19 protein-coding genes are annotated in these 25,502 nt (G+C 43.9%); 2 read left to right on the top strand and 17 right to left on the bottom strand.

The features are described 5' to 3' along the window. Nucleotides 1-107 precede the first annotated feature (107 nt). The 6 genes from argS to I4V84_RS06990 all read right to left on the bottom strand — a co-directional run bounded on the left by argS (nucleotide 108) and on the right by I4V84_RS06990 (nucleotide 7,483). Nucleotides 108-1,874 (bottom strand): arginine--tRNA ligase, encoded by a 1,767-nt coding sequence (gene argS, locus I4V84_RS07015; RefSeq protein ID WP_118579438.1) that lies wholly within the window; start codon nucleotides 1,872-1,874, stop codon nucleotides 108-110. Nucleotides 1,875-2,046: 172 nt separating this feature from the next. Then, the gene (locus I4V84_RS07010; RefSeq protein ID WP_195991475.1) at nucleotides 2,047-2,916 is read right to left on the bottom strand and encodes a DegV family protein; all 870 of its coding nucleotides are present in this window, start codon (nucleotides 2,914-2,916) and stop codon (nucleotides 2,047-2,049) included. Between the two features lie 306 nt (nucleotides 2,917-3,222). Then, nucleotides 3,223-4,254 (bottom strand): ABC transporter permease, encoded by a 1,032-nt coding sequence (locus I4V84_RS07005; RefSeq protein ID WP_195991474.1) that lies wholly within the window; start codon nucleotides 4,252-4,254, stop codon nucleotides 3,223-3,225. Nucleotide 4,255: 1 nt separating this feature from the next. Beyond that, nucleotides 4,256-5,662 carry a biotin/lipoyl-binding protein gene (locus I4V84_RS07000; RefSeq protein WP_195991473.1) on the bottom strand — a complete coding sequence of 469 codons (1,407 nt, stop codon included), beginning with the start codon at nucleotides 5,660-5,662 and terminating at the stop codon, nucleotides 4,256-4,258. 132 nt (nucleotides 5,663-5,794) lie between these two features. Next, nucleotides 5,795-6,550 (bottom strand): carbohydrate ABC transporter permease, encoded by a 756-nt coding sequence (locus tag I4V84_RS06995; RefSeq protein ID WP_195991499.1) that lies wholly within the window; start codon nucleotides 6,548-6,550, stop codon nucleotides 5,795-5,797. Nucleotides 6,551-6,637: 87 nt separating this feature from the next. Then, entirely contained in the window at nucleotides 6,638-7,483 is an 846-nt protein-coding gene (locus I4V84_RS06990) for a sugar ABC transporter permease (RefSeq protein WP_173770078.1), read from the bottom strand. Between the two features lie 219 nt (nucleotides 7,484-7,702). On the opposite strand from I4V84_RS06990, the gene I4V84_RS06985 reads away from it, so the two are divergent. Beyond that, entirely contained in the window at nucleotides 7,703-8,380 is a 678-nt protein-coding gene (locus tag I4V84_RS06985; protein WP_118579423.1) for a response regulator transcription factor, read from the top strand. Nucleotides 8,381-8,394: 14 nt separating this feature from the next. On the opposite strand, the gene I4V84_RS06980 is transcribed toward I4V84_RS06985, so the two are convergent. The 6 genes from I4V84_RS06980 to I4V84_RS06955 form a co-directional block, all read right to left on the bottom strand. After that, nucleotides 8,395-9,696 (bottom strand): HAMP domain-containing sensor histidine kinase, encoded by a 1,302-nt coding sequence (locus I4V84_RS06980; protein WP_195991472.1) that lies wholly within the window; start codon nucleotides 9,694-9,696, stop codon nucleotides 8,395-8,397. 12 nt (nucleotides 9,697-9,708) lie between these two features. Further along, nucleotides 9,709-12,051, bottom strand: coding sequence for an ABC transporter substrate-binding protein (locus I4V84_RS06975; protein ID WP_195991471.1), 2,343 nt, complete (start codon nucleotides 12,049-12,051; stop codon nucleotides 9,709-9,711). A gap of 311 nt (nucleotides 12,052-12,362) precedes the next feature. Then, a complete protein-coding gene (locus tag I4V84_RS06970) occupies nucleotides 12,363-13,634 on the bottom strand; it encodes an ABC transporter permease (protein WP_195991470.1) in 1,272 nt (423 codons plus the stop codon). Nucleotides 13,635-13,645: 11 nt separating this feature from the next. Continuing rightward, complete coding sequence (locus tag I4V84_RS06965; protein ID WP_187566051.1) at nucleotides 13,646-15,742, bottom strand: efflux RND transporter periplasmic adaptor subunit; 2,097 nt, start codon at nucleotides 15,740-15,742, stop codon at nucleotides 13,646-13,648. 4 nt (nucleotides 15,743-15,746) lie between these two features. Next, complete coding sequence (locus I4V84_RS06960) at nucleotides 15,747-16,418, bottom strand: ABC transporter ATP-binding protein (protein ID WP_148461915.1); 672 nt, start codon at nucleotides 16,416-16,418, stop codon at nucleotides 15,747-15,749. Next, the gene (locus tag I4V84_RS06955) at nucleotides 16,415-17,929 is read right to left on the bottom strand and encodes an efflux RND transporter periplasmic adaptor subunit (RefSeq protein ID WP_187566050.1); all 1,515 of its coding nucleotides are present in this window, start codon (nucleotides 17,927-17,929) and stop codon (nucleotides 16,415-16,417) included. The genes I4V84_RS06960 and I4V84_RS06955 overlap by 4 nt, the downstream gene beginning before the upstream one ends. Before the next feature lie 282 nt (nucleotides 17,930-18,211). On the opposite strand from I4V84_RS06955, the gene I4V84_RS06950 reads away from it, so the two are divergent. Then, on the top strand, nucleotides 18,212-19,342 hold the full coding sequence (locus I4V84_RS06950) for a hypothetical protein (RefSeq protein ID WP_187566049.1): 1,131 nt from the start codon (nucleotides 18,212-18,214) through the stop codon (nucleotides 19,340-19,342). 197 nt (nucleotides 19,343-19,539) lie between these two features. Here I4V84_RS06950 and aspS read toward each other — a convergent pair whose 3' ends face one another. From aspS to I4V84_RS06925, 5 genes are all read right to left on the bottom strand, one after another. Then, the gene (aspS, locus tag I4V84_RS06945) at nucleotides 19,540-21,345 is read right to left on the bottom strand and encodes an aspartate--tRNA ligase (RefSeq protein WP_187566048.1); all 1,806 of its coding nucleotides are present in this window, start codon (nucleotides 21,343-21,345) and stop codon (nucleotides 19,540-19,542) included. Nucleotides 21,346-21,480: 135 nt separating this feature from the next. Further along, the gene (gene hisS, locus I4V84_RS06940) at nucleotides 21,481-22,731 is read right to left on the bottom strand and encodes a histidine--tRNA ligase (RefSeq protein WP_118579399.1); all 1,251 of its coding nucleotides are present in this window, start codon (nucleotides 22,729-22,731) and stop codon (nucleotides 21,481-21,483) included. A gap of 9 nt (nucleotides 22,732-22,740) precedes the next feature. Next, nucleotides 22,741-23,316 carry an HD domain-containing phosphohydrolase gene (locus tag I4V84_RS06935; protein ID WP_118579396.1) on the bottom strand — a complete coding sequence of 192 codons (576 nt, stop codon included), beginning with the start codon at nucleotides 23,314-23,316 and terminating at the stop codon, nucleotides 22,741-22,743. A 16-nt stretch (nucleotides 23,317-23,332) separates the two neighbouring features. After that, nucleotides 23,333-24,841 (bottom strand): coproporphyrinogen dehydrogenase HemZ, encoded by a 1,509-nt coding sequence (gene hemZ / locus I4V84_RS06930; protein WP_330608485.1) that lies wholly within the window; start codon nucleotides 24,839-24,841, stop codon nucleotides 23,333-23,335. After that, nucleotides 24,834-25,463, bottom strand: coding sequence for an MBL fold metallo-hydrolase (locus tag I4V84_RS06925; protein WP_148461921.1), 630 nt, complete (start codon nucleotides 25,461-25,463; stop codon nucleotides 24,834-24,836). Before I4V84_RS06925 ends, hemZ begins: the two co-directional genes overlap by 8 nt. Between the last annotated feature and the right edge of the window lie 39 nt (nucleotides 25,464-25,502).

Raw genomic sequence — 25,502 nt, 5'->3', positions numbered from 1 at the left:
CACGTCGCTTGCGTAAAGAAAAAAGGAGCCGCTCACTTCCAGCTTTTCCAGAAAGTGCCGCAGCTCCATACCACAGACCATGCCCTCATAATCTGCTTATTATTTTATTACATCTTATCCGGTGCCTCGAATCCAAGAAGATCAATACTTGTCTCAAGCACTCTCTTGGTCAGCTGCAGAAGACGGATATAGGATTCCTTCTGCGCCTGATTCTCTTCACTGAGGATCTTGGTCTCATGATAAAAGCTGTTGAATGCATTGGAAACCTCATAAATATATGCACAGATTTTATGCGGAGCTTTTTCCTCAAATGCACTCTCGATCATACTTCCAAATCCACTGAGCTGAAGCATCAGGTTCTTCTCGCTGCCGTTAGATGCCGGAAGGATCTCACCTGCTTCAAGATTTCCGCCTGCTTCCACATAACGGTTCAGGATGGATTTGATACGAACGATTGTATAAAGGATGTACGGACCTGTATTTCCCTCGAAAGAGGTGAAGCGGTCTACATCAAAAATATAATCCTTGGTAGCCTGATTGGAAAGATCGCCATATTTAATTGCTGCCAGACCTACAATCTTAGCAGTATCTCTTGCATCTTTATCACGGACACTTCTGTTCTCTACGATCTTTGTGAACATTTCCTCATCAATATCGGCAATCAGGTTCTCAAGGCGCATAACACCGCCCTCTCTTGTTTTGAACGGTTTGCCATCTTTTCCATTCATAGTACCGAAGCCAAGGAAGGAAAGCCTTGTGTCTTCTTTCACAAGACCTGTCTTTCTTGCGCAACGGAAGACCTGAATAAAATGAAGCTCCTGACGTTTGTCAACAACGTAAAGGATCTCATCTGGCTGGAACAGCTTCATACGCTCTACAATTGTGGCAAGGTCTGTAGTAGTATAAAGAGATGCTCCATCTGATTTCAGAAGCATACATGGCGGGATTTCCTTGGTATCGGTCTCCTCTTTAACGTCTACAACAAGCGCTCCCTGATCCTCATATGCAAAGCCTTTTTCCTTCATCATCTCTACCATGTCCGGAATGTAAGGCTGCGCATCAGACTCTTTTTTCCACAGATCAAAGGATACGTTCAGATTCGCATAGTTTCTCTTAAGGTCTGTAACAGAAACACTCATAATGTGGTTCCAGAGAGCCATGTACCCCGGCTTACCCTGCTGAAGAAGATGAGTTGCCTCCAGTGCTTCCTGACGGTATGCCTCATCCTCCTTGGATTTGCCGCTTGCACATGGATAAATCTCCTCAAGCTCACTGATAGTAAAAGGTGCCTCTGCAGGATATTCACCTGTATAGCTGTCATCAAAATATACAAGCTCCGGCTGTCTGTGCTTCAGCTCTGTAATGATCAGTCCCATCTGAAGTCCCCAGTCACCAAGATGAACATCACCGATCACCTTATGGCCTACGAAACGACCGATTCTCTTAATACTTTCACCAATAATTGCAGAACGGAGATGACCTACATGAAGAGGTTTGGCAACATTCGGTCCGCCGTAATCGATTACGATGGTCTTCGGCTCTTTGGCTGTGTCTGCACCAAGCTTCTCATCCTTCTCCATCTCTTTCAGATAATCTGCAAGAAACTCTTCGCTGACTTTCAGGTTGATAAATCCGGGCTTTACCATTTCTTTCATGGAAAATACTTTGGAATCTGCCAGATTGCCCACTACGTCATCTGCGATCATAAATGGTGCTTTCTTATAAGCCTTAGCTCCCGCCATGGCACCATTGCACTGGTATTCGCAAAGGTCAGGACGGTTGGAAACGCCTACTTTACCGTAGGATGAATCGTATCCTGCTTTTTCAAATGCTGCAGAAAGCTCTTCTGCCATGTAGTCTGTAAGTTTTTTCATAAATCCTCCTAAATTTTCTTCTCAGAGAGAATACTTCTGTTTTCTTCTGAATTCGTTCCGAAAATATATATTCTATTTCGGAATCTTTTCTAAAAAAATCAATTCTTTTCAATTACTATCTATAGGTGACATCCAAAACTAATGTTTATAAACTATAGCCATTTCTTAGCTTCTATGCAGTCACTTTCTTAGAACATGCGATTGCAAGAGAACCATATCCAATATGGCATGCCACACTAAGTGACAGCGGATCCATATGGATTTCCATACCAGGAAAGGTTTCCTGCATCTCCTGCTTCCACTCTTCTGCCTCTTCCGGATTACCTGTGTAAGCAGCCTGAAGACACATTTCTCCATTCTGGACAAACGGTGCAAAGCGTCCCTCAAAATTTGCCTTCATAGCCTTCAGCATAGTACGTCTGGCCTGCTTCTTGCCTCTTACCTTGGCAAAAGCATCCAGCTTCTCACCCTGGAGCTGCAGCACCGGCTTCAGATTCAAAACGGTACCTATTGCAGCTGCAGCAGGTGTGATCCTGCCGCCCTTTTTCAGATATTTCAGGGTTTCCAAGGTAATATAAATACTGGAATTAAATTTCTCTTCTTCCAGGATCTTCTTAATTTCAGCTCCGCTTTTACCTGCATCCCGAAGGGCAATCGCGTCCACCACAGATTGACGCTGGGTTACGGAAATTCTCTGATTATCTACCACGTGCACTCTGCCCTCATACTCCTGGGCAAGTCCCATTGCAGTAGCACAGGTAGCGCTGAGACCACTTGACATGGGGATCTGTACAATCTCATCATACTCTTTCAGAAGGTTGTCCCATAATCCCATAGTCTCTCCCGGGCTTGGCTGGGAAGTGGAAATAGAAGCATCCGACTTCAGCCACTGATAAAATTCATCCTGGCTCAGGGTAATTCCCTCCAGGTACATTTTCTCATTAATAAAAAAAGGCATAGGAATAACAGACACTCCAAGTCTGCGTCCTTCCTCCTGTGTAATGCCGCTGTTACTGTCCGTTACAATGGCAATCTTACTCATTCAATCTCTCCTTATCTCATAAAAACTCATGTTCCTGTTCACTTCGTTCACAGCAACAGGCTTCGCGAACCTTACCAATGAACAGTAACAAACTTGCCGCCGTCCTGCCTTTTCTTCTGGCAGCTGGTTCTTTTTTTCCCAGTAAACAGCGACTGTAAATCTTCTTTCCCTATTCAGGGTCTTAAAGTTTATTATAATACCTGCGCTCCAGTCTGGCAAACACTTTAAAGAAAAGTCTCGAAAAAAATGTACCAAAATATTTCTTCATCTATAAAATTCTTTTGGCAAAAAAGAAAAAAAGACAGCCTACACCGCCCCTATAAGCAGTACTGCTGCCCCACATTTTATAATACAGCCAATTCCGCTCATCAGCCGCTCCGCCTGCGCCATAGTTTTCGGGAACATGATGTACCAGCGGAAAGCTTCCATTGTTTTCCGGATCTTCGCAGGCCAGAAAGAAAAATCTGACCATTTGTCCGGCAGCCAGCTCTGGGGAATATGGGATAAAAGCCTTACGCAAAAAAAAAGGCCGATTCCCCACAGTAAAATTCTAATAACAAAGCAACTGCATTTTCTAAAATCAATTTTCTTTTCTCTATTTCTTTGAATTCCATTTTCCCAGGTTCCGTGCTCCATCTCATACAGCCACCTGGAAACAGTTCTTATAAGCATTACAAGAAAAGCCACTGGAAACCAGGGCAAAATCACTTCCAGCCAGCTGTCATCCACTAATATTCCGGATAGTCCGTTTCCCACGAGAAAATCAGATGCAGCACCCTCCAGATTCTGACCTTTTTTCCCTCTGATCAGAACCTGAGTACAAACCTGATTTTTTCGTGACGGACGGATAAGCATCGTATGCTGATTCCAGGATACCACACCTCGCACTTCGTAAATCTGCTCTCCCACAGTCAACTGACTTCCCGCACAATTTTCACTGCCGAAAAGCTCCAGGGCTGTGTCTTTATCGATCACGCATCCGGTTTCATCATTCTCTTCTAATAAAGCAGCCTGTCGGTCATACAAAGCAGCCATTCCCACAATGCCTGTCACCCGGGCATTTGTCTGTCTGAAATCCTCTGGATTCGTAACCACCTGAACTCCTCCATTCCACACAAAACAGAAATCTGTAATCTCATCACTACTTTGATAATTTTCCCAGATCTGCTTCGCCAGGTTTACTGCAGGATAATCTCCATACAGTTCAACCACCGCTGTATCTGTTTTTCCCACCTTCACATAATCTTTCATTCCAGAATAAAATAAAGCTGCGGCCAGCAATACTGCCATAACAACCTTCAGATATTTGAAACAGTAATTCTTCTTTTCACTTTCCATGCTAATTTTCAGAAATCCTCACCCTGCTTCCATCCTTCAGTTCCCTGTCTGCCTGGACGATCACAGCCTGATCCGTAGAAAGGCTTCCCTCACCCAATGCAGCAGTTGTCTGGTTTCTATCCTGCACAGTAACTTCCACTTTTCTTGCAACCATTACCGTTCCAAGCACTGTATTTTCTGTGTCTGTAACATACACATAAACCTTCCCATTCTCCTGGTACAGCGCTGAAAGCGGAACGCAGCAGGAATAAGGTCCAGCATCTTTTGATATGGAAAAATCTCCGCTCTGACCGATGGACAGACTGTTCGCCGGCATTATGATGGACAGGTCACGAATATCATTATCCTCCTTATTTTCTGTTATATTTTCCACTGTTGCTCCAGAAATATCATTATTGTTATTATCTGTGATTTTCACATCTGCGCCGGCAGATACATATTTTATATCATCTTTTGAGATGGTACCAGTCATTCGAACAGCACCATCGGCTGAATATAAAACTACTGCTGCAGTATGTCCTGTAAGGTCTCCGGTTTGCACGGACAGACTTTTGATCACACCGTCAGAAGGAGACGAAATCACTCCCTCTGTACTTTGAAGCACTGTAACCTTTTCCATATCTGCTCTGGCATTTTCCAATTCTCTTTGTACGTTCTCCAAGGTACTGTCTGAAGCCTCCGGCGTACTGGCATCGGACACCGCTTTTCCAGCACTTGCCAGAGCCTGGTTTCTTCCCGCGATCACTTCATTTAATGCTTCCTGTCTGGCTCGCAGATCATCCTGAAGGGCAGTTTCTGTGGCGGAATCATCCTCCTGTGTTACAGTGGTCTCACCATCATTAAATCCTTCCTCTCCATCTGTGAAGCCACTTAAATCATCCCCGGAAGTCTTTGCTTCCTTTTCCCTGTAAAATTCGTCAAGCCGCTGTTGGGCTATCTGAACTTCCGCCCTTGCATTATCCACGGAAACATTTCCGCTTTGCACAGCCAGATCATAAGAATTTCCAGCCCATGTCTGCTCCGCTGCACGCTTCTGGCTGTTCACCTTTTTCTGGCTTTCCAGATCCTTTGCCTGCCCTTCCAGAGTTTTTACTTTATCGTCCAGATTCTTCAAAGCCGCCTGAATGCTGTTCTGGGATAGCTTCAATAAAATATCCCCTTTTTTCACAGTCTGCCCTGCATGTACCATCACCTGCTCCACTTGCAGATTTTCCAGTACAAACACCGCCACTTCCTGACTGCCCTCCACTTTTCCAGAGCCTTTCACCTCATGAGTGATCATCTGATTTGCCGGGTTCTTAGTCTGGATCTGTATCACATTTACAGAATCCGAAACTCTTGACAATATGGTAAAAATCAGCATCATTACAAAAAACAGGCAAGTTGCCTGAATTAATTTTTTCTTCATGTCAAACTCCCATTCTGTTCCTGAACATATTTGTAAAACACTCTGCATTCTAACTATTTCTTTTAAATTCCATTGACAATATATTTTATCAAACTGTCGTTTTTTATCGTCACTTTCCAGTTGTTTCTCTTTTTATTCTTTTACCGCCGTAGAGACAATTCCCTGCTCCAGGTAGTCCTGTCCGGACAAAAATACCAGAACTGCCGGGGCCAGCGCCACCACAGAGGCCGCAAATGCAAACCCTGCCTGCTCCAACTCAATATTAGGCAGGTACAAAGACAACGGCCACAATTCTTTTGTTTTCAAAAATGCCATCGGCTGTTCGATCAGATTCCAGTATTCCAGAAAGCCCAGAACAATGGCAGAAATGACGCCAGGTGAGCCCAAGGGGATGGCAACTATAAAAAACAGTTTAAGCTCACCTGCACCGTCAAGTCTTGCCGCTTCCAGAAACGCCAGAGGAATCCCTTTGAAAAAGCGGTACATAATAAATATGGGGAATGTAGAAAAAACCGCCGGGAAAATAATCCCCAAAAGCGAGTCAAGAAGCCCAATTTTATCCAACACCAGATAATTGCCAAGAAGCATAACCTGAAACGGCATCATCATCAGTGCAATATACAAAGTAAACAATATATTTTTCCCTGGAAAATCAAATTTGGCAAATCCCCATGCAGCAGGCATTCCAACCAGAAGCCCGCCAGCGAGGGCACCAACCGTAATCTTCACCGAGTTCCAGAACATTACGAAAAATTCCGGTGAATCCAGCAATACTTCCACATAATGTTTCAGAGTCGGATATTCCGGAAACAACTTCCAGGAAGCATATCCTTTCGCCCCCTCCTGCAGCACTGGAAACAGCAGATCTGTAAGCTCATTTTTTCCCATAAGAGAACCAACTACCAGAAATAAAACAGGAAATATAAAGACCAAAGCTAAAAGTACAAGAAAAAAACAAGTTATCTTTTTCACTTCTTAATCCTCTCTTTCCCATGCTTTTTGCAGTAAAAGTACCAGAACCATGATCGCAATTCCAGTAACCACTGCCGCAGCCGCCATCTTATCCATGGCCAGGTCTCTGTACCAGTTATTGAACAGATGCTGCAGAAGATACATGTTCTCCTGTGGATAATCTCCTGCGACCAGATAAGCCTCCCGGAATACTTTAAAGCCGTTCAGCAGCGACAGAACTACAATGGTAAAAAGAGAGGGTAAAAGATTGGGACAGGTAATCCTGGTAAAGCATTTCCAGGCACCTGCTCCATCCACCTTTGCTGCCTCATAAAGAGATTCCGGAATTGTGGAAAGGCCTGCCAGCCACAGTACAATGTCATACCCTAAATTTCGCCAAATATAACTGATCACCAGCACCCAGAAGGTAGCCTTTGTATTCAACCAGTCTATACTTTTCAACGACAACATTTCCAGAAAATGGTTCAAAAGCCCCTGTCCATTAAAGAGTACTTTCCATAAAATTGCCACAGAAGCAACTGGAATGGCCATTGGAAGCAGAAATGCGGTTTTCATCAGCTGCTTCTGATTTTTTCCAAGTCCATTTAGCAGGACAGCAGCTGCCAGTGACAAAACCACCAGTAACGGAATACAGATTCCGAAAAACCGCAAGGTATTTTTCCCGGCAAGAAGAAATGCCTGATTGGAAAATATCATCTGATAATTCATAAATCCAGTAAACACTCCATTTACAGCTCCAAAAAAAGATCTGCGGATCACATCCACATAAGGAAGCAGCCAGAATACACAGACTCCTGCAAAGCTAGGGAGAATAAATAAAATCCCTTTCAGGGCATGTTTTCTTTTCAAAAAATTTCCTCTTTTCTACCTTTCATTCAACATTATAAAAATAGCAAAGAAATCTCTATTCTTTCTCTAAAGCGTGTTTGAAAAAGGCTTTCTGCAAGATGTGCGCCACAATTTGTGGGAGATTTTGTCCGGTTTTCAAACAGGCTTTAAAATTAATTAGAGAAATTTTAGAGATTTGCGTATATAATGGATAACAGATTATAAGAAGAGGAGTTTCTTATGAGAATCTTAATAATAGAAGATGACAAAGATCTGGCGCAGCTTACAAAGCTTGCACTTGAAAAAGAAAATTTCACGGTAGATATATGTCTGGATGGTGCGGAAGGTCTTTACTATATGCAGGAAAATATGTATGATCTGGTACTTCTGGACCGCATGCTTCCTTCCATGGATGGAACCCAGGTTTTGAAAGAAGCCAGACAGTCCAACATCTCAACCCCTGTTATTTTCCTTACGGCACTTGGCGAATTACAGGACAAAGTCAACGGATTGAACTGCGGAGCAGATGATTACATGGTAAAGCCCTTCGCCTTTGAAGAGCTTCTTGCAAGAATCCACAGCATTATGCGCCGTCCCGGAAAATGGGGTGACTTAAATCTTCTGAAGCTGGGAGATATTGCTTTTGATCCTGAATGCGGGCGCCTTACCAAGGGTGCAAAAGAATGCACTCTTTCCGGCCGCGAAAGTGCCCTTCTGGAAGTATTTCTCCGAAATCCCGGTCAGGTTCTTCCCAGAAACCTTCTTCTCTCCCGCGTATGGGGCATGGAATCCGACGTAGAAGAAGGAAATCTTGACAACTACATACATTTTCTCCGTCGCCGCCTGAAATCTGTGGAAAGCACACTGGTTCTCAAAACCATACGCGGGATAGGTTATCAGTTGGAGGTCTGCCAGTAAACAGAAATCTCATTTTATTTCGGTAATCTTATCACAAATGTACTTCCGCCACCCGGAGTATCCAGAATACGGATACTCCCTTTATGTAACGTCACAATTTCCCTGGCAATGCAAAGTCCAAGTCCAAAATGCTGTTTCTCCTTTCTGGCCGGATCAGCCCTGTAAAATCTTCGGAATACAGCCTCCTTATTCTCATCCGAAATTCCCGGACCATTATCCTGTACATAAAGCTGAAAATATTTTTCATTTTCTTTTACTCCCATTTCCATCCTGCCACCGACCAACACATAGCTTGCCCCGTTATCCAAAAGGATTTCCAGTACCTGACTGATTCTGGCACTGTCACACTTACAGATAGAAAGAGGCTCCTCTGGCAGAACTACTTTCAGGGAAATCTTTTTCCCATGCAGAATAGGCTGGTATTTCTCATATGTATCCAGAAGCAAGGTATCAAGCTCACAATCTGTCTTCATAATACTCCAGGATTTATTGTCCGCATTTGCAAGAGAAAGCATATCCCCGATAAGCCGGGACATCCTGTCTCCCTCACTTTTTATGGTTTTCAAAAATCTGCCGGCATTTTCCCAGTCAGATTCCATTGCCTGTACACTTGACAATATCACAGCCAGCGGAGATCTCAGTTCATGGGATGCCGAAGCAATAAACTGGGTTTGTTTCCTTTGATTCTCTTCCAGAGGGCGAAGCATTTTTCCTGTAAAAAACCAGGAAAATGTAACCAAAGCCAGAACTGCAAGCAGCACCATACCTCCAAACCAGACTCTTTGATGAAAGATCTGTGTTTTCAACCCATCAAGAGGATATACCAACACCAGGCTTAACACGCCGCTTCCCTTAGGAATCAAGGCTGTACAGGCATAAAAATCTGAAGTTTCAAAATAAACCGTTTTGGAAAGAGAGAGGCTTCCCATATAGTCCACATCAAGCCCCTGCTCTTCCCGGGAAATTCTGGCAGCCTCTGTCAGCATATTTTCTACAGAGCTCAGATCCTCTTCCTTTTTATCCTGATTTTGGCTTTCTGTATCCAGCTTATCAAAATACAGCTTTTTTCCGTTATTCCGAATGCGAAATTCCACTTTGTATTCCTGCTTTGCTTCCAATATCCACTTGTGAGAAAGCACAGTCTGATTTTCCAGATAAGCCACACAGGAATTTCCATTATTTAAAAATCTCTCGTAAGTATTATGGGTAAGCCCCCTCTCGGAGATCACAAGACAGGAAACTGCCATCAGAATCAGTATTCCGCTTGTGATCAGTGATGCAAATATGGTCATTTGCCTGTGAAGCTTTTTAAACATCTCTTACTCCTTCTATTCTGCCAGATACAGGTTCACCTGCTGCATGACTGCATTCGCAGCCTCATCAAGGCTGATTTCCCCATTCAGGTAACGCACTCCGTTTTCACAGACAGCACTGGTAATGATTGTATTATCCAAAACCGGAGTTGTAAGCATTTTTCCAAGCTGTTTTAATTCATTTACCTTATCAGCGGACGGAACTTTTATACTGTATACCAATTCCTGACCGTTCTCGCTGTTACTGCTGCCGCCAGTAACTAACACGTTTCCAGCCTCTCCCTGATTCCAGTAGTCCTCTCCATTGTAAACAGATTCCACTACAGGGAAACCATCTTCTCTGGAAAGCATCTGTCCTTCCTCGGAAAATAAATATTCCACGAATTTCTCAGCAGCAGCTTTCTGGGAAGCTCTGGAGCTGATTCCGATTCGGCTGACCGGAATGAAACAATTTGCCATCTGCCCATTCCAAAGTGCATAGGCCAAGGAAGTATCTATCTCTGCCATAGAATTTACAAATGCAAAATCCAAAGGCGAAAAAATATCACCTAAAGCAAATTCACAGTTTCGGGAAAGCAGCACGGCAGTTTCTCCCGAAATACTGCCAGCTCTTTCATATACTGGCTGTTCACTGTCATCAAAAGCCTGTGGATAAGCAGCCTTTAATTCATCCATAGCATCCTTTCCAGCCTGATAAATTCTTTCGGACTGTTCCAGAAATTCCTTGATCTTTTCTTCGTCCAGAGTTCCATCCGCCTTCATCCATGCTGCGGAATTGTTATCTGCCAGTTTTTCCAGAAGTGCCTGTGGATACATGGAATAAAGTAAGGGCAGCTTATAGATGTTTTCCGAAGTCAGTCCATATTCATCCTTGTGCTTCGTGAGCACATCAGCAAGAGAAGCCAGATCTGTCACTGCCTGCACATCCTCCTTGTTTCCCTCTATCATAGGAATTCCAAATTTCACTGGCATCTCATAGATACTTCCATCCTCTTTTGTATAAGCACTTTCTATGTTGTCCAGTAATCCTGCCTCTTTCAGAATTCCACTTAAATCCTCCAGCATTCCCTGTTCTGCATAGGTTTCGGAAGAAATTCCGTCCAGAATCAGAATATCCGGTCCTTTTCCTGCCATAATTTCCGTATTCAGTGTTTTTAACGCATCTGTACGTGTTACACCATCGTTTCCAGACATTCCGGTTTCCAGTGTGAGATAAATATCCGGATATTTCTTCTGAAACATAACAACAGCCTGTCGAATACCGGAATTCTCTTCCAGGGAATATATGGTGAGCTCTGTATCCGGTACAGTTGGAGTATCTGCAGAATACTTATAAGAAACCAGCCTTCCGCAATTTAAACCGGAGCTGTAATCAATTTCCCCAATGTAAAACACGCCTTCCTGATCCATTGCCATACAGTTAAATGCCTTATTCGAAGAGCTTATGGAATTCAGGCTTCCATCAATTACCTGCTCAATTACATTGCCGCCAAATGCATAGCGGTATAAACCAGTCTGATCCACATAGAATATGGTGTTTTTCTCATCACCATCCAAAAACAGCAAAGCAGTACCGGAGGAATTTCCAAATTCCAGATTTGCAGGAGTCTTTTTCAGCTGTGCAGTCAGTGCATCACCTCCACCTGCCGGCTTACCGGAAGCCACATCATAATAATGCACATCTCCATCTGCAATCACGATCAGATACTCAGAAGTCACACACATATAATCTGTGGTTTTTCCCTTCTCATACTCATGAACCACTGCCCCGTCAACAGGATTGATTTCCCTGATTCCATTTCCTGAAATCTGCAAAAACAGATTGCCATTTTCCCCAATCTCTATACTCCAGGCCATGGTTTCATCCAAAGCTTCTCCAATTTCAATCTTCTTTCCTTTACCGTCAGCCGGACAATAATAATAGTCCATACTTCCCATGCTGTTCTCATCTTCAGATTCTATATACACGCCAATCAGAATACTTCCGTCTCTTCCAAGCGCTGCTTTATAAATGGATTCCCCTTCCACACCGAAAAAACCGGCAACCTTCTTCCCTTCTTCCCAGGTCTTGCCCTTGTCAGAGGACTGGTAGAGCATCAATTCGTAGTCACTGTTTCTTGCAAGCATTTTCAGGCTTCCCTCTTTCATAACCTGCAAATCCACAATCTCCATACATCCTTCCGGCACAGACAGTTCATTCTCCAGATACCGTCCCATTGCTTTGGATTCCACGGAATCTGCCTTGTCCTTCCCTCTGTCAGTACTGCCGCAGCCCATCAGGCTTCCCGCTCCCGCAATGCTCAGACATACTGCTGTAGAAACAGACAGAACTTGTTTCCATTTTTTATATTTTTGCATATTAAAAATCTCCTTCCAGTGGTATGCAATAATCCTACCAAAGGAATCTCTATGTAATCTCTAAACAAGTATATCATGTTTCCCCTTATATTTTGCAAAATTATAACCGACGAAACATAACATTGTCTATAGCCTGTCCTAAAAGCATTTCCACAATCTGCACACTCCACTTTACCCAAATAACAAAAAAACATACTTGGACACATGAATTGACTCATAAAAAGAACGGCCGTTAGCACAAATCATCTAATTTATGCTTTCAGCCGTTCGTTTTTATAACAATATTAACATTTATTGCAAAATATTAACCATTACTCACTTCTAAGTGCATCAATCGGATTCAGGTTGGCCGCCTTAACAGAAGGAAGCAGACCAAAGATGATACCGATCAGCATAGAGAATACTACAGAGCCTATAATCGCCGGAACGCTGATGGCTGTAGGTGAGCCTGCCACCTTGGATACTACTTTTGAAAGTCCGATTCCAAGAACAACTCCGATAATACCTCCAACACTGGTAAGTACTGCTGCCTCCGTCAGGAACTGTCCCAGAATCACCTTCTTTCTGGCACCAATTGCCTTCTTCAGACCAATCTCCTTGGTACGCTCGGTTACAGATACCAGCATGATATTCATAACACCAATACCTCCAACCAGAAGAGAAATACTTGCGATCCAGATCAGCTGGGAGTTGGTGCTCTCACTTAAATCCTGAAGATCCTTTACCCGCTGCATAACATCATCTGCTTTATACTTGAAGCCGCTGCTTCCACTGCCAGTGCTGCTGATAGATTTATTCAGGATTTTCGCCACAGCTGAACCTGTTTCACTCATGTTGTCCGTGCTGTCTACTTTGACGATCGCATTCTCAGGCTCATCAAATTTGTAAGAAATCGGCCAGCATTTATTTGGAATCATTACGGTTCCAATTACATTTTCATAATAGCTGTTGAAATCACTCGGTGTATCCATGTTGGGCAGGCTGTCAGCCGACTGGCGTACAACTCCTACAACTGTATAGGGTTCAGAACCGATCTCAATGATTTTTCCCACCGGATTCGCTCCCGGAAACATGGTATCAGCAGCATAGCTGTCCACCAGTGCCACCTTGCGGAAATTATCATAGTCAGCCTGTACAAATCCCCTTCCGGAACGAACCTGATAACCGCAGGTATTCAGATAATTGGTATCAATGCCATAGACCTTACCACCGGAAAAACTGCTGTTCTCATAGTAAACACTGCTGTTGTAGTCTGTTCTGCTGTAAAAAAATGTTGCATTCTCCACATGGTCTGTTTTTAACACTTCATCCTTCAGGCTCTGACTGAGGATCGGTGTAGAGCCGGAAGAACTGCCATCATAATAATCCACATTGTAAGCACTGTCACCCTGTGACAAAGTTACATTTACCGTGTTATTTCCAGAACCGATCAGGTTATCCTTAATCTGCTCACTCGTTCCCTTAATCGTGGAAACAATGGCAATAATAGATGCAATACCGATAATAATACCCAGCATTGTAAGGAAAGATCTCATCTTGTGTGACCAGATTCCCTGGAATGCCAGACGTATATTTTCAAACATGAAATCCCTCCTTAACCAAGACCGCCATATGATGTGGAATCATATCCCATAAACGTATCCAGCGATCCTTCCTTTGTCTTCATACCTTCTTTAATGGATTTCGAATAAGGGAATGCAATCTTGTCATCCATGGACAAGCCGCCGCTTACCAATACATAAGCACCACCGTTTACATTCTCTTTTACCTTAACGATCTGTTTCTTCAGCACACCATTGTCATCCTTGTACACATAGCTTACGCCGTCTTCCGTACGGACAAAAGCCTTGGAAAGAACAATGCCGTCAGTACTCTGCGCCTGCTGTTCCAGCTGGATATCCACCCAGTCTCCAACACTTACCTGCACGGTGTCATCTGTGATCTTGGCAGTAAAATTATAAGAAGAAACATTTGGATTGCTGTCTCCATAGTAATAATAGGAGCTGTCTCCATCAACTGCATAATCAGAAACCTGGATCACCTCAGCCTCAAAATTCATATATCCATTCTCACCATAAGAATTACAGTTCAAAATTGTGCCTTCCTTCACCTGGTCAAGCATAAGTTCCCCTACAGTTCCCTGTACGTAATAGCCGTCTTTGCTCTTAACGATCATAAAGGAATCAGATTCTGAATTGGTACCTGTAGCTGCATCTCCCACAGTGGTTACAATACCATCCAGCTTACTGGTGATCAGCTGTCTGGCAGCTTTCTTCTGAAGCTTACTGATACTGATCTCACTCTCCTGCACATCCAGTTCCAGACTGGCAATCCGGTTCTTCTGGATCTTAATGGCCTCAGAACGGGACAGGGAAGAGCTTCCGCCACCACTGCCTCCATCACCAGGAATATCCGGCTCGTCATCTCCATTATCATACTGCATAGCCCCGTCAAGGGTAAAATCCATTTCTGCAAAACGGTCAACCGGATTGCTGAGCATATTTCCATCGACCAGATAGTATCCGGTACAGGATCCTTTTCTGTTGGTATAATCAGCAATGGTATCCTTCTTATGGAATTCCAGCAGATACCAGTATCCGCCCGGATGAAGAAGAATGGTTCCGTCAGCATTATAGCCAGCCATCTTATTCAGAAAAGCCCCGGTTACATTAACCTTGCCTTTTGCACTGGAACAAAGATACAGATAAGGATCTTCTTCGGTTCCTGTTCCCTGATAAGGTTCTGTATCATAATCCAGAGTCAGGTAAAAAGGTTCCTCTCCATCTACAAATCCGTCATTTCCAACGGTAGCATTATTCTGTGCGGAACCAGAATTGCTTCCATCTGAAAATCCTCCCTGATTCGTGTCTGAAATATCACTGCTAAAACCATCACTGGAAGGTTCATCATAAAATCCGGAAGCAGTACCCGGATCGCCGGTACTATCCTCTGAATCATCTTCAGAATCATCTCCGGAATCAGCTTCTGTATCAACAGAAATATCTCCTGTGTCACCGCTTGTCATTTCATCTGCAGAACCAATATCTCCGCTTCCCGTTTCCTGGGTATCTGCAGAAGTAATTTCCCCATTTCCAACTGCCTGAGCGTCTGCAAATCCATCTGTCACAGCAGCCAGAAGCATTGGCTGCAAAACAGCTGCCAGATAATGATCAGAAGCAGTTACTGCGGAAGACAGTTCATCATCTCCCATAGAATCTGAGCTGTCATCTTCTGTAGAATCCTTTCCTGAATCAATCAGATTGTCTGCGGAGGAAGAATCGGAATCAAGAATCGGTCCGCCATTTTGCAGGCTGGCAAGTCTTTTCTTTGCAGCAGCAAGATCCTGCTGCTGCTTCTGAAGCTTCAGCTTGGCAATATTCAGTTCCATTTCCACAAGAGTCATATCAAAGGATATCAGCTTGTCTCCCGGCTTTACCTCATCCCCTTTGCTCACATAAACTTCCTGGATTATCATGTCTTTCTCTACGGAAATCCTCTGTGTTGCATTGGCATATACAGTTCCACTCAATGTAGCATCGGAATCATATCTCTCACCTGCCAGATCACTGACGCTTGCCACCAGCACTTCCTTCTGGCTTCCTTTCCGTACATACATCAGTCCGCCGCCAATACCGGTTCCTACAAGGGCTGTGACTACCACACCTATTATAATTTTCTTCGCTTTTCCCATAGGATCACCTCTTTTCCTGAAGCTCACCGTCACGGATCATAACTACCCGCTTGGCATGTGCTGCAATATCCGGATCATGAGTGATCATAAGAACAGAAACACCTTCATCATTCAGCTTCTGGAAAAGCTCCATAACCTGTCTGCCAGACTTACTGTCCAGTGCACCGGTAGGCTCATCAGCCAGAAGAAGTCTTGGATTATTTACAATGGCACGGGCTATGGCAACTCGCTGCATCTGTCCCCCTGAGAGCTGATTGGGTCTGAAATCCACACGGTCTGCAAGCCCAACCCGGTCAAGTGCGGCAAAAGCGCGCTCGCGTCGCTCCTTCTTCGGCACATGAGCATAGTTCAGCGGCATTTCCACATTGGAAATAGCAGACTGCCTCGGAAGAAGATGAAAACTCTGAAATACAAATCCAATCTTGTTCAGACGGATATCTGACATCTCATTCTCAGAACATTTGCTGATGTCCTGCCCATCCAGGAAAAAAGTTCCCTTGGTTGCCTGATCCAGACAACCGATTATATTCATCAATGTAGATTTACCAGAACCGGAAGGTCCCATAATGGCTACATATTCGCCCTCTTCCATGGAAAAGTTTACGTCCTTCAATACGGGGACAATCATTTTTCCCTGCTGGTAATCTTTATAAATCCCCTTCAGTTCAAGTATCATCCTGCGGCCTCCGTATCACCAGAACCATACTGTCCAGGCTCATCAATGCTCTCATCAGTAAAATCTTCTGAATCATCCTCTGTAAAATCTTCATCTGAGGAATCTTCTGAAAAGTCTGTATAATCACCATCAATGGCTGCATCCATGCTTTCATCAGAAACACCTGTCTCAAAGTCCGCACTGGAATAGTCTCCATCCATAGGCTCCATGGTATCCCCGTCTGAGTACTCACTGCCATCCAGGTTACTTTCCATATCAACAGCCTCCAGATCCTCATCTGTCATCTCAGATACGTCCTTTGTCCGCATTCCCTCTGCCAGGCTGTCTGATGGGAACGCAATACTGTCATCTTCTTTAAGGCCATCTGCGATCTCATATTCTGAAAGATCATCATCATGCTGTCCAAGAACAACGGAGCGCTTCTCCAGCCTTCCCTTGGAATCTACAGCCCACACATATGGGTTTTCTGTATCTGCATCTACAATATAGTAGTCTCCCAGCCAGATGCCTGTCTTCTGGTCTTCCTGTCCTTCGTCCATCTCTATGTATACATGCTGACCCAGCATTAACCCCTCTGAGGAATCCAGTGTCACATAGAAAGGATAGGTACTGGAACTTGTAGTATCATCACCGCTGGACATTCCAAAATAGGAATTACTGCTACTGCTGTTCGTAGAATTCTGCTCGTCCACAGCCCCCATAGTTCCATGCCAGATCTGATTCTCATCAACTCTGGAACGCACAATAACTGCTGAGCCTGGAACAACCGTATTACGGTTCTGCTCATTTACCTGCCCCTTAATACGGTAAGCACCTGTACTGAGAATAGTGATAAAAGAATTATCAGAAGAATCACTTCCGGAATCAGCTCCCATGCTGTCATCCAGAGTATCTCCATCATCGCTTCCCAGCTTACTGGTATCAATTTTCTGGATGACTCCGTCGATTTCGCTTCGTACTTCTGTATTGGTGGTAGCTGCCTGCAGCTTATCAATCTCTGCCTGCTTGCTCACCTGGTCATATTCGTTCTTCTTCAGATTCATCTTATTCGTCTCAATCTCAATGGTATAAGAAAGCTGGCTGTTCTTATTGGCTTTCTTTTTCTCTTTCTCAAGAGTGGAAATTTGTTGATTAAGGCTGAGGGCTTCATTCTTCAACCGGTCAAGAGCCAGCTGCGCTTCCTTCAGGCTGTCCTGGATACTGCTCAGGTCGTATTCAAAAAGCAACTGTCCCTTCTTTACCTCATCTCCAACCTTCACCTTTACTTCGGTAACAGTCCGATTGTTCTCAATATTTACCTTTACCGTCTCCTGAGGTTCTACCACGCCTGCGAACCGGTTCAGCACTCCGGAATCTTCTCCAAGAAGAGTGCTGATCTTAGTCACATATGCAACTTCACCAGAAGCCGCTGCAGAATCCCCATAATTTTCTTTATAGTAATACCAGCCACCGGCACCAGCTGCTCCAGCAAGAATAATCAGCCCTCCGATGACAAAACCTTTTTTCTTCATGGTTACCTCCTATACGATAACTCAATGGTTTTTCAATATCTTTTGCAATTATAACAGATATATTTCCACATCTGTCATCTGCATTTACCCTGTTTATAATAACAGATTCAGCCTCAAAAGAAAAGTGTTCTAAGCTGATAATGCATTTTTCACAATTTATTCACTTTTTTTTTAGAAATATCGTCTAAATTTTAGGCATTTTTGACTTTTATGAAAAAAAATGGTATAATAAAAAAGTTTTATAAACATTTTACGTAATAATTTGAAAGGAAAGAACCCTGTATGAAGTCAGTCAGATTTCTGCTTCCTCTTCTTTTGCTTCTCTGCACTTTTTCACTGTGCGGCTGTACCGGCAAAGAGGAGAAAAAAATCGAGGACGCAGTAAAGCAGGAACTGGATCAGCTAAAGAATCTGGATTCCATTACCACACAGAAATACATCTCCTACCAGGAGCTTTTCCCCGGTGAACCCGAAGATATCGCTATTTCTTCTGATATTGAAGAAGTCTTTTCTCTCTTTTTCCAGGATTTTGACTATAAAATTCTGGATGTTAACGTAGACAAGGACAGACAATCCGCACAGGCGAATCTCAGGCTGGTCACTCTGGATGCCCATGCGCTTGCTGAGGATTTTTCCAAGGCGCAGCTGAAGCATGAAATTTCCCAGTCCGCTTCTTCTGAGGAAGCCACAGAACAGACTATTTCCCTTGAAGAACGCTACATGCTTCTGGATGAACTGCTTAAGAGTAATGACTATCAGACTGTGGAGCGTAACTGCACCATCTCCTTAGACGCCTCAGATAAAGACGGCGAAACCAGTTGGGAGATCCGGCGCACCAATACACTGGAAAACGACCTTGTCGGCGGTCTTATGAACAATCTCACAGACCCGGATATTTTATCACCGGAAGACACAATCTTAGTTTATCTGAATACCCTGAAAAATATGTCAACAGAGGAACTGGGCAATTATTTAAATGCAGATTCCATTATCAGCACAGAAGATCCTGCAAAGATCAGTCTGGCAGAAGCACTGGTAAAACAGGTTCACTCCACCTTTGATTATTCTATTGGGGAAACCACTGTTTCCGGCTATACAGCCACAGTTACAGCCAATATTACCACCTTTGACAGCGATGCTATTCTGGAAAATTATCAGAAGGAGCTGGATACCTATCTTGCCTCTGTGGATGCTGTTATCGACGGTGCTCAAAAACGATATGAAAAGTCCTACAGTCTGCTTCTTGAATATATTGAAGAAAATACAGCTACTAAAACAGTGGAAACGACTTTCACACTGATCAACGACGGTGCTTCCTGGAAACTGGAAGACGCAGGAACTGTGTTCGGACAGGCATTGTTTGGAACTTTAAGTTCCAGCCCGGTAGAAGACAAGCAGGAAACCAACGGATGATATAGTTAAAATTTACGCCTCTGCAAACTTGTGCAGGGGCGTTTTTATTTGTGCTGACAGCGAACCCAAAGTCCATGCCTGCCAGAGCGTGACAACATTCTTCCATAAGAAAAATCCCACCCATTTTTGCAGGCAGGATTTTTCAGTCAGCTTATTCCAAGTTATAAACTAAGTTATCTCTTGTTGTATTTCTTTTCTTATTCCTCAGTCTCTGGAGCAGCTTCTTTCTCAACTTCAAGTCCCAGCTCGTCCAGCTGTGCTTCGCTTACGCGCTGCGGTGCCTGAGTCATCAGACAGGATGCATCTTTTACCTTCGGGAATGCAATTACGTCACGAATACTGTCAACCTTGGCAATGAGCATAACCAGACGGTCAAGACCATAAGCCAGTCCGGCGTGAGGCGGAACTCCGTATTTGAATGCATCCAGAAGGAATCCGAACTGCTCATGGGCAGCTTCCGGGGTAAATCCAAGCTCTTTAAACATTCTCTCCTGAATATCATCCTGATGGATACGAACACTGCCGCCGCCGATCTCGTTACCATTCAGTACAATATCGTAAGCCTTCGCACGAACAGCGCCCGGATCTGTGTCGAGAAGCGAGATATCCTCATCCATCGGCATTGTAAATGGATGGTGCATAGCTGTGAAACGGTTTTCTTCCTCGCTCCACTCAAGAAGCGGGAACTCCGTTACCCATACGAAGCGGTATTCGTTCTTGTCAAGAAGATCCATCTGTTTTGCAAGCTCCAGACGAAGTGCGCCAAGAACATCATAAACCAGTTTCTTCTTATCCGCTGCAAACAGAAGCAGGTCACCTGCTTTACCGTCCATAGCAGCTACAAGAGCATCCATCTCCTCATCTGTCATAAACTTGGCAAAGGAAGACTTTCTGGTGCCATCTTCTGCGATTGCAATGTATGCAAGACCTTTTGCACCATATCCCTTGGCAAACTCTACTAACTTATCAATTTTCTTACGAGGCATGCTGCCCTGGCCTTCTGCGTTGATACCACGAACGCTTCCACCAGCTTCAAGAGCACCTGTAAATACGGAGAATCCACAGTTCTTCACAATATCGCTTACATCATGAAGCTCCATGCCAAATCTCATATCCGGTTTATCAGAACCGAAACGATCCATTGCTTCCTGCCATGTGATTCTCTCGATTGGAAGTTTCACATCGATACCAAGAACCTCTTTGAACAGGTAGGAAAGATATCTCTCATTTACATCGATTACATCATCTACATCTACGAAAGAAAGCTCCATATCGATCTGTGTGAACTCCGGCTGACGGTCAGCACGAAGATCCTCATCACGGAAGCATCTTGCAATCTGGATGTATCTGTCATATCCGGAACACATCAGAAGCTGTTTGTACAGCTGCGGTGACTGCGGCAGACCATAGAAGCAGCCAGGATGTACACGGGATGGCACCAGATAATCTCTTGCACCTTCAGGAGTACTCTTTCCAAGCATAGGAGTCTCAATCTCCAGGAATCCCTCGTTTGTAAAGAAGGATCTTGTCAGCTGCATTACACGGCTCTTCAGGATCAGGTTTCTCTGGAGATCCGGACGTCTTAAGTCAAGGTAACGGTATTTCAGACGTACATCCTCTTTTGTTTTGCTGTTCTCCTCAACCGGGAATGGCGGAACTTCTGCCTCGGAAAGAACACGGAGAGATTTTGCTCTCACTTCGATCTCACCTGTTGCAAGATTCTCATTTACTGCACCACCACGTTTCTCAACGGTTCCGGTAACTGCGATCACAAACTCACTTCTCAGCTTGCCGGCTTTGGCAAAGCCTTCCTCATCAATGGAACCATTTTCAAAGATCAGCTGCATAATACCACTGCGGTCACGTAAATCTACGAAAATGATTCCTCCTTTATCTCTTGCTTTCTGAACCCATCCCATAAGTGTTACTTCGCTGCTTACCATCTGTGTGGTCACTTCTGCACATCGACAGGTTCTGTGCAGTCCCTGCATACTCTCAGCCATTTTAAGGCGCCTCCTTATTCTATGGGGTTTCCCCCAGCTTTCTCAGATTATGAACCATTCAGCTGTATTGCTTTAAATAATCCATAAAATATCATTGACGGCTGTTTTTCAAAAACAACACGTTAAATCTCTTTATCAGCGTTTAAAGAATTCCACAAATTCCGTATAGCCTTCAGCTGTCATCTGGTCTTTCTGGAATTTCTTATTCTTCTTCATAATAGAGATATTGACTTGAACTCCGGTCTTTCTCTCTTCTTCTGCCTGACGGAAAATCTCAATCAGCTTGTCTGACGGCATATTTTTCTCAATAAGATATGCCTTCTTAGTCTTTGCTGTAGGAATCTGATATCCTCTTTCAAGAAGGAGCATAACAATACGCTCAAATCCAATAGAAAATCCGCATGCACTTGTATTGTTTCCTGTAAATTTACCAATCATCTCATCATAACGTCCGCCGCCGCCAACGCTGCCGCCAAACTCATCCATGGAAATTTCGAAGATCGGACCGGTGTAATAAGACATGCCGCGAACCAGTGTAGGATCAAATGCCATCTTAAAGTCAGCAGTCTTCACAGCTTCCACAGTGGAAATGATCGTCTCGAGATCTGCTGCGATCTGTTCATCAAGAACATCTGCCAGTTTCTCCTTGCAATATCTTACGCCCTGGATATCTGAGCTGATTTCTTTAAACATCGCAAGATAAGTATCAATGCTTTCTTTTGCAAAGCCTTCCTCTTCCAGTTCTTTCGCTACGCCCTCAAGACCAATCTTATCCATTTTGTCAAGAATGATAAATACAGTATCAAAGCTTTCCTTCGGAAATCCGCTATACTCAGCCATAGCCTTCAGAATACGGCGGTCATTGATACGGATAGTGAAATTATGGAAGTCAAGCTTGCCAAGAAGTGTAGTAGTCGCAAGTACCAGCTCGATTTCTGCCATATAAGTAGGCTCACCTAAAATGTCAATGTCACACTGCATAAACTGACGGAAACGTCCTCTCTGCGGACGATCAGCTCTCCATACATATCCCATCTGAAGTGCCTTAAATGGTCCAGGCAGTTCATTAGAGTTATTTGAATAATATCTGGAAAGAGGTACTGTCAGATCATAGCGAAGACCTGAATCCACAAGATCAGCTTCTTCTTTTGCCTGGTCAAGTTTCAGCTTCTCACCTCTTTTTAAGATTTTGAAAATCAGCTTCTCGTTATCACCGCCCTGTTTGCTGCACAGGTTCTCAATGTGCTCCACTCCCGGAGTCTCAATTGAAGTAAATCCAAAGGAACCATATGTCTCACGGATCAGTCCTGTAACGTAGTTACGGACTTCCATCTCCTTTGGTAAAATATCTTTCATGCCGGTAACCGGCTTCTTCTTTAATGCCATGTGTCCTCCTTATTTACCAGCCTGGCTGGCGTGTACTACTCTTTGAAATGCAAGAAATACTTCCAGATCAAAGTTTTTTATTTCATCTATCATCAATTCCATCACAGTATGCTTATCAAAAGCCTTGCGGTAAGACCGCTCCTGACTCAATGCACAGAATACATCGCATACACGAAGAATCCGGGCACCAATGGGAATCTCCTTCCCTGCCAGATTGGACGGATAACCGCTTCCATCGTAATTTTCATGATGATAAAGAATACTCTCAAGAACAAAATCCGAATAGCCCTGGTCTTTCAGTTCCTCATAGCCAAGTGTAGAATGCATGCGGACATATTTCAATTCCTCAATTACCATGGGATTACTTTCCTGCCCGTTGATATAGCTTCTCAGTTTCAGCTTTCCTATGTCGTGAAGCATTCCTGCAATTGCAAGATCGTAACACTGCTCATGAGGAAGTCCAAGCTCCTTACTTAACGCGTACGCCAGATTACTCACTGCGATTCCATGCCTTAACTCTGCTGATAAATCAAATTCCAGAACTCTGTCGGATGTTTCTGACTGTTCACTGGAAAGCTTTTCCAAGAATTTTCCCTCCCTCCTACAACCAGGTTCCAATTCCTGTTCGCTTTCTTTCAATCATCTCATCAATACGGGCAATATAGCTTGTGACATCTTTCACATTCTCCACCCGCTCAATACGTTTGCCATGGTCAAAGACCAGTTTGGAAGAACCGCCTGCTCCAAGAGCAATGATCGGTTGTTTTTCTTCCATAATCAGTATATTGTAAATCCCGGCTTTGTCAACCTTTGCATAGCCTACATTTTCAAAATTTCCCTTCATATTCTTCTGACGGTACAGATAGTAAGGTCCCATTTCCATGGAATATGCAGTCTGCTGTGTCAGATCCATGATCTCCTGGTTATTTTCAAATGTCATCTCCTGATATTTGTCCTTAAACATATTCAGGCGTGCTGCACGCTTCACAGCCAGAGAATGTACGGTAAGGCTGTCCGGGGAAAGCTCTTTTACTTTCTCCAATGTGTATTTCACCTTGGAAATATCCTCTCCAGGCAGTCCTACAATGAGATCCATGTTAATATTGTTATAATTCAGTTCTCTGGCAAGATGGAAAGCTTCTATGGTCTGTGCCACAGTATGACGTCTTCCAATGATTTCCAGAGTATCCTGATTCATGGTCTGGGGATTAACAGAAATTCTGGTCACAGGAAATTCTTTAATTGTCTCAAGCTTCTCCCTTGTAATACTGTCTGGTCTGCCAGCTTCAATGGTAAATTCTACAAGTCCATCAAAACCAAAGGACTCTCCCAGCTGTTCAAGAAGCCTTTTCAGCTGATACGGCTCTAACGTGGTAGGTGTGCCTCCGCCGATATAGATCGTATCCAGCTTGTAGTTCTTCATCATCCTGGCCGTTTCGCGAATTTCCAGACATAAAGCATCCAGATATTCATCTACTCTTTTTGCCCAGAGCTTCAAAGGGTAGGAGCTGAAGGAACAATACAAACAGATACTTGGACAAAAGGGAATACCTACATATAAGCTGTAACCATGCTCATAATCAATATCCTGAAGAAGTGCCCGCTCCCTGTTTGCTATGGTGATGGCAAGAGCAGTTTTCTTTGCGCTTACCAGATAACGCTCCCGCATTTCCTGTGCGATCTCGGTATTTTTCATACCACTCTCGATCATCCCCATGGCAAGCTTGGCCGGACGGATTCCCGTAAGATTCCCCCATGGAAGGTTTCTGCCGGTAAGCTTCACCAGAACATTGTACAGTGCATATTTCAGACTGTCCTTGTTGGCTTTACGAAGCTCATGGGCATCCATGAGTTTCTCATGAGTTTCCTGACTGGAATCCCCGTCTGCCCCCCGGATCACCTCTGCGCTGGCAACACCTTTTTGATCCTTCGTCTCATATTTTATAACAAAATTGTCATTTTCTTTTTTCACAGTAAAGAAGATATCGTACTCCTCTTCGTCTTTTTCGTAGAGGCTGTGGATATCTCCTTCCGGATAAAATGCTTTTATTAATTCATATATATCATGCTCGAAATCCCTGTCAAGCAGCAGGATTCCTATTTTACACAAATGGATTGTACCTCTTTTCGTAACCGATAGTTGTAGATGTATCATGCCCCGGATAAACATTTGTTTCATCTGGAAGGGCATTTAACAGCTTATGAAGGCTCTCCCGGATTTCACGGGAACTGCCGCCTGGAAAATCCGTTCTTCCAACAGAACCGCAGAATAATGTATCCCCGCTGAACAGAACCCTTTCGTCTTTCAGATAGTAGCAACAGCTTCCTTTCGTGTGTCCTGGAGTGTGGAGCATCTGAATAGAAAATCCAGCAGCTTCAAATACTTGCAGGTCCTCCAGAAAAACATCAGGACGCACAGAACATGGTTTATGCATCCGGTCAGTCATATTCACAGAAGGCTCCCGAAGCATTTCTTCTTCCTGGCGGCAGGCATAAACCGGAATCTGATACTCAGCTTTCACAGCCTGTACTGCCATAATGTGGTCAAAATGGCCATGAGTCAGAAGGATTCCTACCGGCTTTGCACCCATATCTTCCACCTTCTGAAAAATTCTCTTCGGTGAATCTGCCGGATCAACGATCAGCGCTTCACCGGTTTCTTTATTTTTTAAAAAGTAGCAATTGGTATATACAGGGCCAAGAACCATCTGCTGTAATTCAAGTTTTCCCATAGATTATCCTTTCATGGCAGCTGATATGCCATTTATGTT

It is taken from the genome of Ruminococcus sp. 1001713B170207_170306_F1, assembly GCF_015668065.1.
GTDB lineage: Bacteria > Bacillota > Clostridia > Lachnospirales > Lachnospiraceae > Blautia_A > Blautia_A faecis.
Note: the sequence above shows the minus strand (reverse complement) of the source record. Positions and strands in the feature narration are given on the sequence as shown.

Excerpts from the sequence above, each read along its gene's own strand:
- I4V84_RS07005 (WP_195991474.1), bottom strand. The coding sequence starts at position 4,254 with ATGGAAAGTGAAAAGAAGAATTACTGTTTCAAATATCTGAAGGTTGTT.
- I4V84_RS06970 (WP_195991470.1), bottom strand. The coding sequence starts at position 13,634 with ATGTTTGAAAATATACGTCTGGCATTCCAGGGAATCTGGTCACACAAG.
- aspS (WP_187566048.1), bottom strand. The coding sequence starts at position 21,345 with ATGGCTGAGAGTATGCAGGGACTGCACAGAACCTGTCGATGTGCAGAA.
- argS (WP_118579438.1), bottom strand. The coding sequence starts at position 1,874 with ATGAAAAAACTTACAGACTACATGGCAGAAGAGCTTTCTGCAGCATTT.
- I4V84_RS06980 (WP_195991472.1), bottom strand. The coding sequence starts at position 9,696 with ATGTTTAAAAAGCTTCACAGGCAAATGACCATATTTGCATCACTGATC.
- hisS (WP_118579399.1), bottom strand. The coding sequence starts at position 22,731 with ATGGCATTAAAGAAGAAGCCGGTTACCGGCATGAAAGATATTTTACCA.
- I4V84_RS07000 (WP_195991473.1), bottom strand. The coding sequence starts at position 5,662 with ATGAAGAAAAAATTAATTCAGGCAACTTGCCTGTTTTTTGTAATGATG.
- I4V84_RS07010 (WP_195991475.1), bottom strand. The coding sequence starts at position 2,916 with ATGAGTAAGATTGCCATTGTAACGGACAGTAACAGCGGCATTACACAG.
- I4V84_RS06950 (WP_187566049.1), top strand. The coding sequence starts at position 18,212 with ATGAAGTCAGTCAGATTTCTGCTTCCTCTTCTTTTGCTTCTCTGCACT.
- I4V84_RS06965 (WP_187566051.1), bottom strand. The coding sequence starts at position 15,742 with ATGGGAAAAGCGAAGAAAATTATAATAGGTGTGGTAGTCACAGCCCTT.
- I4V84_RS06995 (WP_195991499.1), bottom strand. The coding sequence starts at position 6,550 with ATGGGAAAAAATGAGCTTACAGATCTGCTGTTTCCAGTGCTGCAGGAG.
- I4V84_RS06960 (WP_148461915.1), bottom strand. The coding sequence starts at position 16,418 with ATGATACTTGAACTGAAGGGGATTTATAAAGATTACCAGCAGGGAAAA.
- I4V84_RS06955 (WP_187566050.1), bottom strand. The coding sequence starts at position 17,929 with ATGAAGAAAAAAGGTTTTGTCATCGGAGGGCTGATTATTCTTGCTGGA.
- I4V84_RS06975 (WP_195991471.1), bottom strand. The coding sequence starts at position 12,051 with ATGCAAAAATATAAAAAATGGAAACAAGTTCTGTCTGTTTCTACAGCA.
- I4V84_RS06985 (WP_118579423.1), top strand. The coding sequence starts at position 7,703 with ATGAGAATCTTAATAATAGAAGATGACAAAGATCTGGCGCAGCTTACA.
- I4V84_RS06925 (WP_148461921.1), bottom strand. The coding sequence starts at position 25,463 with ATGGGAAAACTTGAATTACAGCAGATGGTTCTTGGCCCTGTATATACC.